This is a genomic window from Ferrovum myxofaciens (genome assembly GCF_013181415.1).
Classification (GTDB): Bacteria; Pseudomonadota; Gammaproteobacteria; order Burkholderiales; family Ferrovaceae; genus Ferrovum; species Ferrovum myxofaciens.
Map to the genome: position 1 here is coordinate 285812 of NZ_CP053676.1, position 15883 is coordinate 301694.

Sequence of the window (15883 nt, forward strand, 5' to 3'; positions counted from 1 at the left end):
ATTACCGCGTGTCTGTGACTCGTTTGCTGACGATAGCGGTGGATGCCATGGGGGGCGATCATGGCCCCGCTGTGGTCGTTCCGGCTGTCCTCGATTTTCTGGCGCAGGACCCTGAAGTCGCTGTGACTCTGGTCGGCTTGCGTTCTCCCATTGAATCTCTTCTCCTCGCCTCTCCCATTTATGGCTCGGTGCGTACCCGCATTGCTCTCCATGAAGCCAGCCAATTGGTCAGCATGGAGGAATCTCCCGTTTTGTCTCTCAAGAACAAAAAGGATTCTTCCTTGAGGGTCTCCATCAATCTGGTAAAGTCTGGAGCGGCGGATTGTTGTGTCAGTGCGGGAAATACGGGTGCCCTCATGGCAACGGCACGTTTCGTCCTGAAAATGATGCCGGGCATCGAACGTCCAGCCATTGCCACTACCATGCCCTCCATTCGCGGGCCAGTTTATGTGCTGGATCTGGGGGCCAATGTGGATTGTGCGCCTGAACACCTGCTTCAGTTCGGGATCATGGGATCCATTCTGGCCACCAGTCCGGAATGTCCCCAACCCAGCGTCGGGTTGCTCAATATCGGACACGAAGCCATCAAGGGGAGCGAAATCATCAAGCGTGCATCTGAATTGTTGCGCACGGCCCCTATCCGCTTTCATGGTAATGTGGAAGGAGACGATATTTACAAGGGAACGGTGGATGTGGTGGTTTGCGATGGATTTGTGGGCAATGTAGTCCTGAAGACCTCGGAAGGTTTGGCCTGGATGTTGGGACAGATGATCCGTACAGAATTTAACCGTTCATTCTGGACGCGCCTGGCGGGTGCAGTGGCTCTGCCTGTCCTGAATCGATTCAAGCGCAGAGTGGATCATCGTCAGTACAATGGAGCCAGTTTGTTAGGACTCAGAGGACTGGTGGTCAAAAGTCATGGGGGGGCTGACGCCTATGCCTTTCGTCACGCCCTGCTTTATGCTGTGACGGAAGTGCGCAGTAACGTACTCGGGCGCATCCAGGAAGCTGTACAGGAACGGGAGAATCTGGCGTCATGATTTATTCCAAGTTATTGGGAACCGGAAGTTATTTGCCAGAACAGATCATCACCAACGATGATCTGGCGCAACGGATAGAGACCAGCGATGAATGGATTCGCAGCCGTACGGGAATTTGTCAGCGCCATGTTCGTGCGGCGGGACAAACCACCAGTGATCTGGCTCTGGAAGCTTCGCGCCGTGCGCTTGAGGCGGCTGGGTTAAGACCAGATCAACTGGATCTCATCGTGGTGGCGACCACCACGCCGGATATGGCCTTTCCCAGTACGGCTTGTTTGCTTCAAGCCAAGTTGGGGGCAAATACCGGTGCCCCGGCTTTTGATGTGCAGGCAGTATGCACCGGATTCCTCTATGCCCTGTCTGTGGCAGATCAGTTCATTCGTTCAGGTTCGGCACGTCAGGTTCTGGTAGTCGGTGCAGAAACTTTTACCCATTTGCTCGATTGGAATGATCGCAATACCTGTGTCCTTTTTGGCGATGGAGCCGGTGCAGTGGTTCTGGGGGCTTCCTCCACTCCCGGATTGTTGGGGACGCGCCTGCATGCCGATGGTCGCTATGCCGGCTTGCTCTCCGCCCCAGGTTCAATGAGTGGGGGGCAGGTGCTGGGCAAACCCACCGTGCAAATGGACGGCGGCGCCGTCTTTAAATTTGCCGTCAAGGTACTGGATCAAGTCAGTCGTGAAATCCTGACCGAACATGGTCTGACCCCAGCGGCGGTGGATTGTTTTATCCCGCATCAGGCCAATATTCGCATCATTGAAGCCACGGCTCATAAACTGGGGATTCCGTCGGAACGCGTGGTGCGCACGGTTAGTGAGCATGGAAACACCTCGGCGGCTTCCGTTCCCTTGGCGCTGGATCATGCCTGGCGTACCGGACAATTCAAAACCGGACAACTGGGTTTGCTGGTGGCCGTGGGCGGCGGTTTCACTTGGGGTGCCGGGCTGTTGCAGGTCTAACCGGATTCTAACGACGAGGAATAGTCAGATGACATGGGCCATGGTTTTCCCCGGTCAGGGATCACAAAGTATCGGTATGTTGCACCCTTATGAAGGGTTGCCGGAGGTGCGTCACACCATTGACACGGCTTCTGCCGTGCTTGATCAGGATATTTGGGGCTTGGTGGCCAATGGTCCTGAAGAGTCCCTGATGACTACGGTCAATACCCAACCTGTCATGTTGGCAGCGGGAGTAGGGGTTTACCGCGCTTGGCGCGGACGGGGCGGTGCCGAACCGAACTGGTTGGCGGGACATAGTCTGGGTGAATACACCGCCCTCGTGGTAGCAGAAAGTATCTCTTTTGAAGAAGCATTGCGTCTGGTTCGTTTTCGTGCTCAGGTGATGCAGGAAGCGGTGCCCGCAGGCGTGGGGGCCATGGCCGCACTCCTCGGTTTGGAGGATGGTGCTGTGTTGGCCGCCTGTCAGGAAGCAGCCCAGGGTGAGGTCGTGGAGGCTGTTAATTTCAATTCCCCTGGCCAGGTAGTCATTGCCGGGCATCGGACGGCGGTGGCGCGTGCCATCGAAATGGCCAAGTCCCGTGGTGCGAAGCGCGCCGTCATGCTTTCTCTTAGCGTCCCTTCTCACTGTAGCCTTATGAAGCCGGCTGCCGAACGCTTGGCCCACTATCTTGAACAGATTCCTCTGGTGTCGCCGCGCATTCCCGTGTTACACAATGCCGAAGTGGTTCAGGCTCCCACGTCCATGGAGATACGGACCGCATTGACCAAGCAATTATATCGTCCCGTGCGTTGGGTTGATACGATTCGTGCTTTTGCCCGGGAAGGGTGTACGCGGGTGGTAGAATGTGGACCAGGCAAGGTTTTGGCTCCTCTGGTCCGTCGTATCGACTCGGAGATGGAAGGAATCGCGTTGAACAGTGCAGAGGTCCTTCAGGGCGCGTTGTCATAATACTAAATAATAAATATAGGGGGGAGAATGCTCAAGGAACAGGTGGTTCTGGTGACGGGGGCCAGTCGAGGCATCGGTCAGGCGATTGCGCGGGAATTGGCCCGTCAGGGAGCCAAGGTGGCGGCTACTGCCACCACTGTCCAAGGCGCTGAACAGATTGAAAAAGACTTGCATGCCATTCACCCGGAATGCCTGGGGCTCGTGCTGGATGTGCGGGTGCCCGAAGCCATTCTGCAGACAGTGGACGCAGTCAAACAACGTTTGGGTCCCATCTCCATACTGGTGAACAATGCGGGGGTGACCCGTGACATGTTGGCCGTACGGATGCGCGATGAAGAATGGGATACAGTTCTGGATACCAACTTGAAAGCGGTTTTCCAGTTATCTCGGGCCGTTTTGCGGGATATGATGAAGGCTCGTCAGGGACGCATCATCAACATCGGTTCCGTGGTGGGGAGCACCGGCAATGGGGGACAAGCCAACTATGCCGCTGCCAAGGCGGGGTTGGTGGGATTGACCAAGTCCCTGGCGCGGGAATTGGGTAGTCGCGGTATTACAGTCAATTGCGTAGCTCCAGGATTTATCGATACTGATATGACTCGTGGACTGGATATTGTCCAGCAACAGGCCCTGTTGTCCAGCATTCCTTTGGGCCGCCTCGGTCAACCCGAGGATATCGCTCAGGCTGTTGCGTACCTGGCATCGCCGGGAGCAGCTTATGTGACCGGTGCCACCCTGCACGTCAATGGGGGCATGGTCATGGATTGACCCATCCTTCGGGATGGTATTCGTCGGCGGGTTTTGGTACACTACGCCTGTTTTTTTGAAAGACAACAGCCAAGGATCCTAATTACATGTCTACTATTGAAGAACGCGTCAAGAAAATCGTTTCAGAGCAACTGGGAGTTAAACTCGAGGATATTCAGACCTCCTCTTCCTTTGTGGAAGATCTGGGGGCCGATTCTCTCGATACAGTTGAATTGGTGATGGCTCTGGAAGAAGAATTCGAGTGCGAAATTCCTGATGAGCAAGCCGAAAAAATCACAACGGTGCAACAAGCCATCGATTATGTGAATTCCCACTTGCCTGCCTGATAGGCCACACTCAAGTCTGGAATACTGGGGCAAGCGCTGCGCTCTGCCTTGAATTATGGAGGTCTGAATCATGTCCCGTCGTCGCGTCGTCGTCACTGGTCTGGGGATCGTATCCCCTGTAGGGAACTCTGTCCCTGAGGCTTGGGCGCAACTGTGTGCCGGGCGCTCTGGAATCGGGCCGATTACCCGCTTCGATCCTGCGCTCATGCCTTGCCAGATTGCAGGAGAAGTCAAAAATTTTGATCCTGCACAGTACCTCAATCCCAAAGAGGTACGCCGCATGGATATCTTTATCCATTTTGGTCTGGTGGCGGCGATGGAGGCCTTGCGTGACGCCGGCGTCACGGCTCATCCGGTGGATGCCGAACGGGTGGGCGTGTGTATTGGTTCCGGGATTGGCGGATTACCCATGATTACGGATACGGGTCGTGCTTATCAGGAAGGGGGGGTACGCAGAATTTCTCCTTTTTTCATCCCCGGCAGTATCATCAATATGATTTCAGGCAACCTGTCGATCATGTACGGCCTGAAAGGCCCCAATCTGGCTTTGGTGACCGCTTGTACCACCGGGAATCACAGCATTGGGGAAGCGGCTCGACTGATCGAGTATGGCGATGCTGACATGATGGTTGCAGGTGGAGCTGAAGCCGCCATCAACGAATTGGGAATCGGCGGATTCTGTGCCGCCCGAGCACTCAGTACGCGCAACGATGCGCCTGAAATTGCCAGTCGCCCCTGGGACCGGGATCGTGATGGTTTCGTCATGGGCGAAGGGGCTGGTGTTCTGGTTTTGGAAGAGTTGTCCCATGCTCAGGCCAGAGGGGCAAAAATTTATGCCGAACTGTGCGGTTATGGCATGAGTGCGGATGCTTATCACATGACCTCTCCTTCGGCAGATGGCGATGGCGCACGCCGGAGTATGCTCAATGCTCTGAAAAATGCTGGACTCAACCCGGATCAGGTGGACTACATCAATGCCCATGGGACCTCTACCCCCTTGGGGGATCTGGCAGAAACCGTCGCGGTCAAACGTACTTTTGGGGACCATGCTTATAAACTGGCCATCAGTTCCACCAAGTCCATGACAGGGCACCTCTTGGGGGCCGCAGGGGGGATAGAAGCCGTGTTTTCTGTATTGGCTCTTCACCATCAGTTGATTCCTCCGACCATCAATCTGGATAATCCTAGCCCCGAATGCGATCTCGATTTTGTCCCCCATGAGGCCCGTGCCATGCCCGTGAATGTGGTCTTGTCCAATTCCTTTGGTTTTGGCGGAACCAATGGAAGCCTGATTTTTCGCCGCCTTGAATAGATTTTATTATTCTGATGCGCCGTCTGCTCTGGGTTCTGGTGAGTGGACTGAGCGGGTTGATTATCTGGCTCGCTTTGTTTTTCATTCGCCCCCTGCCGCTACCCCATACCCCTTATGCCTTTGAATTGTCCAATGGACTGGGGTTGCGTGCCGTGGCACAACAACTGGTTCAGAAGGGAGTGCTCACAGAACCCTGGACCTTTACCTGGGTAGGGAGAATTCTGGGCGAACAAAGTCACCTGAAAGCCGGCAGTTATGAATGGACCCAACCTCTGACTGGTTGGCAGATACTGCGGCAGATGGCTCGGGGAGAAGGGGATGCCTGGCAGGTGCAGATCATTGAAGGGACCACTTTCGCTCAGTTGCGCACCCTCCTGGCACAGCAACCCAATTTGCGGCAAGACAGTGCCGGACTGTCCGATATTGCCGTAATGGCACATCTGGGCGCTGTGGGGCAGAGGCCTGAAGGATGGTTTTTTCCAGATACCTATTTTTATAACCCTGGCGAAAGTGATTGGAATATTCTTGAGCGGGCATATCGGGCCATGAACGAACGACTGGCTCAGATTTGGGCGACGCGCGATCCTGACCTGGCCTTGACGGACCCTTACCAAGCTTTGATCCTGGCTTCCCTGATTGAGAAAGAAACGGCCAATCGAGAAGAGCGGGCACGTATTGCCGCTGTTTTTTTGAATCGTTTGCGCCTGGATATGCGCCTGCAAACCGATCCCACCGTGATCTATGGTCTGGGGGCGGATTACGACGGTCATCTGCATCACCGTGACTTGCATCGGGACAATGCCTATAATACCTATACCCGAAACGGCCTTCCTCCAACACCCATTGCCTTGCCTGGGGCGGCGGCACTCCGTGCAGCCGTACACCCGCTGGCGGTTTCCGACTTGTTTTTTGTGGCGCGGGGGGATGGGACCCACCAATTTTCCACCACCCTCGAAGCGCATCAACTGGCAGTGCAGCGATACCAGATCAAACGGGCGGACAGACCATGAGTGGTAAGTTCATTACCTTGGAAGGAATCGATGGCGCGGGGAAGAGCACTCAACTGGATACGATTCAACACTGGTTGGAAGTCCGTGGCGTGGTGGTAAGACGAACGCGCGAGCCGGGAGGAACCGCCTTGGCAGAAGCCCTGAGGCCCCTGCTATTGAATACACCCATGTCACCCCTGAGCGAGGCTCTACTCGTCTTTGCCGGGCGTCACGATCATGTTACTCAGGTTATCGAGCCTGCTTTGGTACGGGGAGAGTGGGTATTGAGCGACCGTTTCGTGGATGCCAGTTTCGCCTATCAGGGCGGCGGGCGAGGGTTGTCTCAAGATATTTTGAAGACCCTGGAAACCTGGGTTTGTGCAGACTTTCAACCGGATTTGACCCTATGGTTTGATCTGGATCCCGACATTGCGGCTCAACGTTTGGCACGTGCGCGACAGGAAGGAGACCGTTTCGAGCGGGAAGAACGAGCTTTCTTTGAACGGGTGCGTGCAGGGTATGAAGCGCGCAGCCATCTACCCCGTGTTTACAGGATAGATGCGGCTGTCGAGCCAAGAACTCTGGCAGAGCAGGTCGATGGTGTTCTGCGACGGGCTTTCCCCTCTCTTGCAGGTAGTCCATGATCCACCCCTGGAATCACAAGGTTTTTGACCGGCTGTGGGCAGCAGAGCGGCCTCAGGGTCTACTGTTGACCGGTCCCGCAGGACTGGGCAAAGGCGTACTGGCGCGCCATCTGGCCCAGGCGATCCTCTGTGAAGGGAAAGCGCCACAGCCCTGTGGAATCTGTCCCTCCTGTGGTTGGTTTCAAGCCGGGAACCATCCTGATTTCCGCCTGTTGGTGCCGCCTCGCCTGGAAGAGGGGGGGGATTCGGAGGGAAGTGTCTGGATTACCGTGGATGCTGTGCGAGCTCTCGCCGAATTCCTTATGACCACGAGCCACCGGCAGGGGTGGCGGGTCATTTTGATCGAACCCGCTGAGGCTCTTAATCTGGCGGCAGCCAATGCCTTGTTGAAAACGCTCGAGGAACCTCCTCCTCAGACCTTGTTTTTACTGGTCAGCCACCACTCGGCTCGGATTCCTGTCACGGTTCGCAGTCGTTGCCGACTCTGGCCGGTTCCTCTTCCTACGGGGGAGCAAGCCATGCAATGGCTCCACCAAGAGGGGGTCAAGGAACCTTCTGGCTACTTGCGTCGTTCCGGGGGGGCGCCCTTACGAGCCCTCGAACAGTTTCAACGTGACCATGAAGGACGTCTGGGGTTTTTACAGATCCTGACGGACCATGGCCTTTCTTTGACTCAACAAGCGGACAGGATTTTGAATCTGGGCTTGGATCAATGGCTGGAATGGCTCCAGTTCTGGGTCATGGATTTGATCGGGCAAAAAATTCTGGGCCATGGTCATTATCATCAGGACTTCCAGGAGGCATTGGGCCATATGGCTTCCCGTCTGGATCTTTACGATCTGCTGGCTTGGGAAACCCGTCTTCGTGAAGCTCGTCGCTGGATGAATCATCCCCTGAACGCGCGACTTTTGACCGAATCTTTGCTGGCACCGCTTCACCTACCTTCTTGAAAGCGAGGTTGTTCCATGTTTGCCGATTCTCACTGTCATTTGGATTTTCCTGAATTAAGAGCTCAGTTGTCGAGTGTACATGCTGCCATGGTGCAGGCCAGAGTTACCCGTGCACTTTGTATCTCAGTAAAACTGGAAACCGTTCCGGAAGTGCTTGCCGTGGCAGAAACAGATCCGGGGTGGCATGCCACGGTAGGGGTTCATCCGGATTATCAGCACATCGAGGAACCCAGCGTGGAACGTCTGGTAGCTGAAGCGGCTCATGCCAAGGTCGTGGCCATTGGCGAAACTGGCCTGGATTATTATCGTTTGGAAGGGGATCTGGAATGGCAACGAACCCGTTTCCGAACTCATATTCGCGCGGCTCGACAAGTACGAAAACCCCTCGTGATTCATACCCGTGCTGCGGCAATGGATACCTTGCGGGTGCTGGACGAGGAGGGAGCGGATGAGGTGGGCGGAGTACTGCACTGTTTCACCGAAACTCAGGCGGTGGCCGATGCCGCCTTGGAGCGGGGCTTTTACCTCTCTTTTTCTGGAATTGTTACCTTTCGCAATGCCAAGGCTCTCAAGGAAGTGGTGTGCCGGATCCCCCTGGAGCGCCTGTTGATTGAAACCGATTCGCCCTATCTGGCACCAGAGCCCCTGCGCGGGAAGACCAATCAACCGGCTTATGTGCCCCATGTGGCAGGAGAAATCGCGCGCTTGCGCGGGATATCAGTGGAAGAAGTTGGCGAACGTACCACCGAAAATTACTGTCGTTTGTTCCGGGTCAGTTGAAAGAAATTGCATTATTTAGTTCGTATGCGTACAATTAAGTTCGCCGGTTGATTATCTGGAGTTATCCATGAATTCTTATTCCTCTGCAAAATTCACCCCCGTAGCGATCGGTCTGCACTGGATCATGGCCGCAGGATTAGCCATTGCCTTTGGGGTGGGACAATATATGTCCGGTTTAGAACTTTCTCCCTGGAAGTTAAAAATATACACCTGGCATAAATGGTTGGGTATCACCCTGTTTTTGCTGGTGTGGATGCGAATGGCCTGGCGCTCGACACATCGTCCTCCTGCTTTACCGACGACGATGAGCAGGCGGATCCAGAAGCTCACGGAAATTGCCCACCGAACTCTCTATGTTCTGATGGTGCTCATTCCTTTGACGGGTTGGCTGCACAGTTCGGCAGCGGGCGTATCCGTGGTTTATTTCAATCTTCTTCCCTTGCCCAACCTGGTTCCCAAAGATAAGGCACTGTCCCATCTGTTCGAGACGTTTCATCAAACCCTGAACTGGACTCTATTGGTCCTGGTTCTAGGGCATGTGGCTGCGGCCTTTAAACATCAATTCATCGACCGGGATCATTTGATGGACCGTATGCGTCCTTGAATTTTCAGAGTTATTATGAGTAATATATTATATCTTGTTGTTTTAATGGTAACTTCATTGTTTTTTTCTGCGCAGTCCAAGGCAGAGACGGTGGGCACAGGACAGATCACCTTCACCGGGACCCAGATGGGGGCCCCGGTACAGGGAAATTTCCGGAAATTTTCCGCCGACCTGCATTTTGACGCCAGGGATCTGCCCCACAGTTATGCCCACATTACCATCGATCTGACCAGTATCGATTTGACATCGGAGGAATCGGAAGACGAGATCAAAGGCAAACATTGGTTCAATATTCAATCGTTTCCTCAAGCTCATTTTGATTCCTCGGAGATTCAGATCGTGGGACTGAATCAGTACCTCGTGTCGGGTCTGTTTCAACTGAAAGGGATAAGCAAACCCTTGCGAATCCCCCTCAAGATGTCCTATGATCACGGTGGGCGCAGTGCGCAGGGGCGATTCATCCTGAAACGAAATGATTTTGGCGTGGGTGATGGAACCTGGAGCGCGACAGACACGGTGGCTGATGAAGTCACGGTGGATTATCGTTTTACCCTCATTCCCTAGGAGAGAGTGCTATGCGCACCTCAATCGTGGACCTGCAGCTCATGCAGGAACGCGGTGAAAAAATTGCCATGCTGACCTGTTACGACTCGAGTTTTGCTCGGGTGCTGGAACAGGCCGGTGTGGATGCACTATTGATTGGTGATTCTCTGGGGATGGTGGTGCAAGGTCATGATTCTCCCTTGCCAGTGAGTATCGCTGACATTGCCTACCATACCCGTTGTGTGGCGCGGGGGGCGCCCAAGGCCTTTTTGCTGGCGGACATGCCCTTTGCCACGGCCCAAATCAGTCCTGAGGACACCTTTCGCAATGCGGCAGAATTGATGCGCGCTGGGGCTCAGATGGTCAAAATCGAGGGGGGCTCCAGCATGGCTCCGACGATCTCCTTTCTGGTGACCCGGGGCATTCCCGTTTGTGCCCATATCGGATTGACTCCTCAATCCGTGCACCAACTGGGGGGATTCAAGGTACAAGGCCGCAATGTCGCCGTGGCCCAACAGATTCTCACCGATGCGCAGGCGCTGGAACGAGCCGGTGCCAGCATGATTCTGATAGAGGCGGTGCCACGTTCTCTGGCCGACCAGATCTGTGCCCAAGTCCGAGTTCCGACCATCGGTATCGGGGCCAGCCCTCACTGTTCTGGGCAAGTGCTGGTCATTTACGACATGCTGGGACTGGGTGCCTACATTCCCCCCCGTTTCGTTCGCCCCTTCATTCAGGAAACCGGTTCCATTGCAGAAGCCGTAGAACTTTATGTGCGGGAAGTCAAAGCGGGTCAATTTCCTGGCGAGGAGCATTGCTATGGGGTATAGATTACCCCGAACCTTGTGGGCAAGCGCCACTTTATTACTGTTCAGCACTACTGCAGCCTGGGCTCAGGATCCTCAGGACTCGAGTTTGCATCTGACCTTGCGCCAGGCCATGGGGATGGCCGTGACGCACCACGTTCAGGTGCAACTGGCTCTGGAACAGGCCCAAGAGGCCACAGCCCGTGCCGAAGAGGCGCGGGCTGCCTTGCGCCCGGCGGTAGGCTTCAATTCCTACCAGATGCGCCAAACCCAGAACTTGCGTGCCATGGGTTTGGCCCTGCCAGGGTTTCCCACGCTCATCGGCCCTTTCAATACATTCGATGCACGCGTCCAGTTTACCCAGCAAATTCTGGATCTGGTCCATGTGCACGAGGCATCCTCGGCTCAAACCGGGGTCGAGGTCGCACGTCTTGAAGCCACTGCACGGGCGCAACAAATTGCCGGTGCTGCAGGATTGGCTTATCTGGCTGTACAACAGACCTTGGAGTCGGTCAAAGCGGCGCAGGCCAATGAAACGCTGTCCCAGCATCTCCTGCAATTGACCCGCGATCAGTTGAAAAGTGGATTGGCCACGGGAGTGGATGAAGTGCGGGCCGCTGCGTCGGAAGCGCAGGTCGCCTACCAACTGCAACAGGCGCTGGGCGCAGCCAAAGATGCCACCACACGCCTGCATCGCGCACTTGGTTTGCCTCTCGACCTCCCCATTGAATTGACGGACCCCTTGGGAATCGTTCCTGCCTCAAGTCCCGATGGGGGAGATGCCGTGGACCGTGCTCTGCAGCAACGTCCAGAATTGCAAGCACTGGAAAAAACCCTGGAACAACGGGTAACGGAAAAAGAAGCCGCCGTGGCGGCTTCTTACCCCACCATCGGATTGATCGGTGCAATTGGTCCCAGCGGGGTACTCCCTACCCAGTATGACTATCGTACCTATAGTTATGGCATTCAGATGAGCGTGCCCCTGTATCAGGGGGGGGCACTGGTCGCACGCCAGGATCAGGCCGAAAGCCGTCGTCGTCAAGCCGAACTGTCCTTGAAAGATGGGCGTCATCAAGTGGAAGAGGACGTCCGTTTGGCCGAAGATTCCTTGAACACCAGTCGAGCCCAAGTAAAGGCAGCGCAATTACGATTGGATCTGGCCCAACGTTTGATGCAGCAGGCACAGGATCGCTTTGTCAGTGGCGTTGCTGATAATCTCGAAATGGTGGATGCTCAGGCGGGATTGGCGCAGGCCCGGAGCGATCAAATCGGCGCTCTGGGAGGCTTGGGTATGGCCCAGGTAAATTATGATCTGGCATTGGGTCAAATCACCTACGAAACCCCCACTCAACCGGAGTCTCTCCCATGATTCAGGACGATGTACCCGTCTCTTCGACCCCCGCTGTCCAGTCCCTCCCTGCATCCTGGCGGCGCTGGCTGATTCTGGGGGGAGGGGTGGTGGTGGTGTGCGCCTTTGGTTTGTGGTTCGCTCAGCGGAATCAGGAGAGCACGGACGATGCCTTCATCGAGGCCGATATCGTGGAGATCAGCCCCCATATCAGCGGCTATATCGATCGGGTTGAGGTGGCGGACAATCAGTGGGTCAAGGCAGGTCAACTTTTGGCGCTCATCGATCCCCGGGATTATGTTTTGCGTGTGCAGCAGGCTGAAGCCGTGTTGGCTGCGGCCAAAGCACGGCATGGAGCCACCTCCCAGGACCTTTCCGTAGTGACCACCACCACCTCTGCGGCAGTGCGGGAAGCACGAAGTGCCCTGGCTTCAGCATTGGCTGCCCAACAACAGGCAGTGGCGGAAAGTGGTGGCAGCGAGGCGGAGGCTCAACTCACGCACAACGATGTGCAACGCTACCAAGCGCTCTATGAAAAACAGGAAATTTCGCGCCAGCGGCTCGATCAGGCTCAGACAGCAGATCGAGCCGCGCAAGCACGGAAAGAATCGGCGCGGCGCGCGGTGGAAATCGCCATGGCGCGGGTGGGAGAGGCAAGGGCACGCCTTGATGAAGCGGGTTCGGGGCCCCGTCAGGTGGCGCTCAAACGGGATCAGGAAGCCGGAGGCCAAGCCTCAGTGGCCGAAGCCGAGGCCGCACTGGCTCAGGCACGGCTCGATTTGACCTATACGCGACTGGAGGCCCCCTCTGCCGGAAAGGTGACCCATAAAACCCTCTTGCTGGGTCAACTGGTTCAACCGGGTTCGGTGGTTTTATCCCTGGTGACTGGGGCTCCCTGGGTGATTGCAAATTTCAAGGAAACCCAGTTGCACCGTATGCACCGTGGACAAAAGGTAATAATTCGTGTGGATGCTTTTCCCCATCGGGAATGGCATGGGCATATCGATAGTTTTCAGGATGGCACGGGCTCCCGCTTCAGTCTGTTGCCTCCGGAGAATGCCACTGGAAATTATGTCAAAGTTGTTCAGCGCTTACCCGTCAAAATTGTGTTCGACGAGCCTTTGGATCAGTTGCAACATTTGTCCCCGGGATTGTCTGCGACGCCGACGGTGGAACTGGATACCGGGGGTCCCCTCTTCTGAGGAAGATTTTCAGGGAGGCGGGGGGCTTACCGGGAAGGGTGTCATGACGTCCGATAAAATAATTTCATTTTCAATGACGAAAGTGATTACGGGCTTATGATATTTTGGTATATTCCCACAAGCGCGTAGGCTCAAAGCAGGATGATCATGCGTTGCTTTTCGATATTTGATTTGGTGATACTCACCACTTGGCGTTCTTCGCTCCCGATTGAGAAGGTGCACATGAATAAGTTTCTCGGTTCCAGATTGCTTTTTCTGATGATGCTTGGGGTTTCAACAACTTTATACGCTACGGGTCCAGCCTCTGCGCCACCCTTGACGGAGTTGGAAGCGGTTTCCCTGGTTTCCAACGCCAAGAGCGGGGATGCTGTAGCCGTGCAGAAGTTGCTTGATTCGGCGCGAAACAACGATCCCAAGGCCCAGACCTATCTGGGAGCCTATCTGTACATGACCGGTGATCACGTTCAGGCAGCGGATTGGTACACCAAGGCGGCCAATCAAAACGTTGCCTGGGCCCAGTACAAATTAGGGATGCTGTATATCTCCGGTCAAGGGGTGCCCCGTGATTATGCCAAAGCGGCAGAGTGGTTGAAAAAAGCCGCCGAGCAGAATGTGGCTGAAGCCCAGTTTCAGTTGGGATTACTGTATGCCGATGGTTTGGGGGTAACTCGGGATTATGCTATTGCCGTTGATTTCTTCCGTAAGGCCGCAAATCAAGGCAATGCCATGGCCCAGAACAACATGGGCGTTTTTTACGAGTCAGGTCGGGGGGTCCCTCAAGACCCGGCCGAAGCTGCCGACTGGTACCGACGCTCTGCGGAGCAAGGAAATTCAAAGGCCCAGAATAACTTGGGCGCGCTTTATGAGAATGGGCGTGGAGTTCCCAAGGATTACATCATGGCTGCGGAATGGTACCGCAAGGCAGCCATGCAGGGTTATGCCCGCGCCCAGAACAACCTGGGAATGCTCTATGATAATGGTCAAGGGGTGCCCCAGGACTACGCCAAGGCTGCGGATTGGTTTCATAAAGCCTCCGAACAGGGGAACACCGAAGCACAGAAGAATCTGGGAGTTCTGTATTCCACCGGTTTGGTCAAGCCCTGAGCCGGTTGACTTGAGATCATGAGTCCTTTTTTGTCCCCCCAACGGATTCAACGGCTGGCAGGCTGGCTTTTGTGGCCGCTGTTGTTTCAGATGTTTTTGGTGGTCGGGGCACTGGATCCACTTCTTGACCGTGGCACTGAAACAGGTCCCGCGCTTCAAGTCTGTACGGTTTCAGGTCAACAGTGGGTCAAGACAGCATCCTCTTCAGATCACCACCACTCCTCTCCTTCTGATTCTGGACATGGCCACTGTTCCCTTTGCAGTTCTCTGGCTCTGGCTTTACCTCTGGATCTGTCCAACCCGGGATTGGGTCTCACACTGTTTCGCGGACAGCCTCTGGCATCCCGTGAAATTCATCGCTTCATCGCCTTCCGCAACTTCTTTCTCCCTTATCCCAACGCCCCTCCCGTTCAAGCCTGAATCGTTCTTTTCGGGATGATATTCCCCAAAATCAGGGGGATACCCGGAAAGTAATTTTCTTTCTGACGCGCTTGCTCATTTTTCGAGCAGTCTGCGCGTTGGTCAGAGTTATCTTTTCAGGAGAACTTTACAATGTATCATTCGGTTTACAAACAAAGTTTATTTTTAAATCCAGCGCTCTGTCACAGGCTAGCCGGATTGATATTGGGTTTTGGAGTCGCCACACAGGGATGGGCCTGTGCTTGTGGGTGCGGGGTCTTCGATGTAGGTTTGCCCGGGTTGCCCGTAAGTGGCATGAATGACCAGGTGAGCCTTCAATATTCCTTCATGAACCAGAACTGGAACCATAGTGGGGCCAGCGGGCAAGCCGGTGCACTCAACCCCGACAAACAGATCGGAACCAACTTTTACACCCTCTATGGTCAGCATATGTTCAATGACAATTGGGGAGTCGAGGCCATGCTTCCCTACTGGATGCGCTCTTTCACCACGGATACGAGCGGGGTACCAGGGCAGATCAATCCTTCACCCACCACCCGCTCGGCCAACATCAGCAGTCTTTCTGATTTACGGGTGATGGGGATGTATACGGGATTCTCCAAGGATAAATCCAGTGGGTTGACCTTCGGTCTGAAATTACCTACCGGCCCCGTCAATCCAGCACCTTTGATCGATCGGGACACGGCGCCGGGAACCGGTACCACCGATTTATTGCTGGGGTACTACAGCATGGGAAATTTCAGTGCCAACTGGGGGTGGTTTTCTCAAGGTACCTGGCGTCATGCCCTAAATCATTATCAGGGATACAAACCAGGAGACAGTCTCAATACGGTTGCAGGGGTTACCTGGAATGCCATCGAAACCAGTACTCATATCATCCCCATGATACAGGTAAATGCCCTGTGGCGAGCCCCGGATCAAGGAGGCGGTGATGCCTTGTATGGTAACCTGAATAGTGGTTATACCAATGTTTTTCTGGCCCCCGGTGCGCTAATCGACCTGTCTCGTCACTGGCAGGCCAATACCTCGATTTACCTGCCCTTGTATCGCTACGCCAACGGGGATCAACTGGTGCCCCACTGGATGGTGAACGCAGGCATTACTTACCTGTTCTAGTCTGAAGAATTTTCCCCGTTATT

18 protein-coding genes are annotated in these 15883 nt (G+C 54.9%); all 18 read left to right on the forward strand.

Going from position 1 to position 15883, the window contains the following annotated elements; translation table 11 throughout:
• Window positions 1-8: 8 nt before the first annotated feature.
• The 18 genes from plsX (at window position 9) to HO274_RS01500 (ending at window position 15860) form a co-directional block, all read left to right on the forward strand.
• Complete coding sequence (gene plsX / locus HO274_RS01415; protein ID WP_273120794.1) at window positions 9-1040, forward strand: phosphate acyltransferase PlsX; 1032 nt, start codon at window positions 9-11, stop codon at window positions 1038-1040.
• On the forward strand, window positions 1037-1999 hold the full coding sequence (locus HO274_RS01420) for a beta-ketoacyl-ACP synthase III (protein ID WP_031597038.1): 963 nt from the start codon (window positions 1037-1039) through the stop codon (window positions 1997-1999). The genes plsX and HO274_RS01420 overlap by 4 nt, the downstream gene beginning before the upstream one ends.
• 28 nt (window positions 2000-2027) lie before the next feature.
• Window positions 2028-2948 carry an ACP S-malonyltransferase gene (fabD, locus tag HO274_RS01425; protein WP_273120797.1) on the forward strand — a complete coding sequence of 307 codons (921 nt, stop codon included), beginning with the start codon at window positions 2028-2030 and terminating at the stop codon, window positions 2946-2948.
• A gap of 27 nt (window positions 2949-2975) precedes the next feature.
• Window positions 2976-3716 (forward strand): 3-oxoacyl-ACP reductase FabG, encoded by a 741-nt coding sequence (gene fabG, locus HO274_RS01430; RefSeq protein ID WP_273120800.1) that lies wholly within the window; start codon window positions 2976-2978, stop codon window positions 3714-3716.
• A gap of 86 nt (window positions 3717-3802) precedes the next feature.
• A complete protein-coding gene (acpP, locus tag HO274_RS01435; RefSeq protein WP_031597031.1) occupies window positions 3803-4042 on the forward strand; it encodes an acyl carrier protein in 240 nt (79 codons plus the stop codon).
• A 70-nt stretch (window positions 4043-4112) separates the two neighbouring features.
• On the forward strand, window positions 4113-5354 hold the full coding sequence (gene fabF / locus HO274_RS01440) for a beta-ketoacyl-ACP synthase II (protein WP_031597029.1): 1242 nt from the start codon (window positions 4113-4115) through the stop codon (window positions 5352-5354).
• A gap of 14 nt (window positions 5355-5368) precedes the next feature.
• Complete coding sequence (gene mltG / locus HO274_RS01445; RefSeq protein WP_031597026.1) at window positions 5369-6364, forward strand: endolytic transglycosylase MltG; 996 nt, start codon at window positions 5369-5371, stop codon at window positions 6362-6364.
• Window positions 6361-6987 carry a dTMP kinase gene (gene tmk / locus HO274_RS01450; RefSeq protein WP_273120806.1) on the forward strand — a complete coding sequence of 209 codons (627 nt, stop codon included), beginning with the start codon at window positions 6361-6363 and terminating at the stop codon, window positions 6985-6987. The genes mltG and tmk overlap by 4 nt, the downstream gene beginning before the upstream one ends.
• On the forward strand, window positions 6984-7937 hold the full coding sequence (gene holB / locus HO274_RS01455) for a DNA polymerase III subunit delta' (protein WP_035417333.1): 954 nt from the start codon (window positions 6984-6986) through the stop codon (window positions 7935-7937). The genes tmk and holB overlap by 4 nt, the downstream gene beginning before the upstream one ends.
• 15 nt (window positions 7938-7952) lie before the next feature.
• Window positions 7953-8717 (forward strand): TatD family hydrolase, encoded by a 765-nt coding sequence (locus HO274_RS01460; protein WP_031597020.1) that lies wholly within the window; start codon window positions 7953-7955, stop codon window positions 8715-8717.
• Window positions 8718-8784: 67 nt separating this feature from the next.
• Window positions 8785-9321, forward strand: a complete 537-nt coding sequence (locus HO274_RS01465) for a cytochrome b (protein WP_031597019.1) — start codon at window positions 8785-8787, stop codon at window positions 9319-9321.
• 45 nt (window positions 9322-9366) lie between these two features.
• Window positions 9367-9885: a YceI family protein gene (locus tag HO274_RS01470; protein WP_160171535.1), complete on the forward strand. Its 519-nt coding sequence runs from the start codon at window positions 9367-9369 to the stop codon at window positions 9883-9885.
• Window positions 9886-9896: 11 nt separating this feature from the next.
• Window positions 9897-10694 carry a 3-methyl-2-oxobutanoate hydroxymethyltransferase gene (panB, locus tag HO274_RS01475; protein WP_273120811.1) on the forward strand — a complete coding sequence of 266 codons (798 nt, stop codon included), beginning with the start codon at window positions 9897-9899 and terminating at the stop codon, window positions 10692-10694.
• Window positions 10684-12039 carry a TolC family protein gene (locus HO274_RS01480; protein ID WP_031597013.1) on the forward strand — a complete coding sequence of 452 codons (1356 nt, stop codon included), beginning with the start codon at window positions 10684-10686 and terminating at the stop codon, window positions 12037-12039. Before panB ends, HO274_RS01480 begins: the two co-directional genes overlap by 11 nt.
• Entirely contained in the window at window positions 12036-13220 is a 1185-nt protein-coding gene (locus tag HO274_RS01485; protein WP_062187293.1) for an HlyD family secretion protein, read from the forward strand. Before HO274_RS01480 ends, HO274_RS01485 begins: the two co-directional genes overlap by 4 nt.
• 222 nt (window positions 13221-13442) lie before the next feature.
• Window positions 13443-14324 (forward strand): tetratricopeptide repeat protein, encoded by an 882-nt coding sequence (locus HO274_RS01490; protein ID WP_051862221.1) that lies wholly within the window; start codon window positions 13443-13445, stop codon window positions 14322-14324.
• Window positions 14325-14342: 18 nt separating this feature from the next.
• Window positions 14343-14744 (forward strand): DUF2946 family protein, encoded by a 402-nt coding sequence (locus HO274_RS01495; RefSeq protein ID WP_273120818.1) that lies wholly within the window; start codon window positions 14343-14345, stop codon window positions 14742-14744.
• Between the two features lie 132 nt (window positions 14745-14876).
• Entirely contained in the window at window positions 14877-15860 is a 984-nt protein-coding gene (locus HO274_RS01500; RefSeq protein WP_031597006.1) for a porin family protein, read from the forward strand.
• Window positions 15861-15883 lie beyond the last annotated feature (23 nt).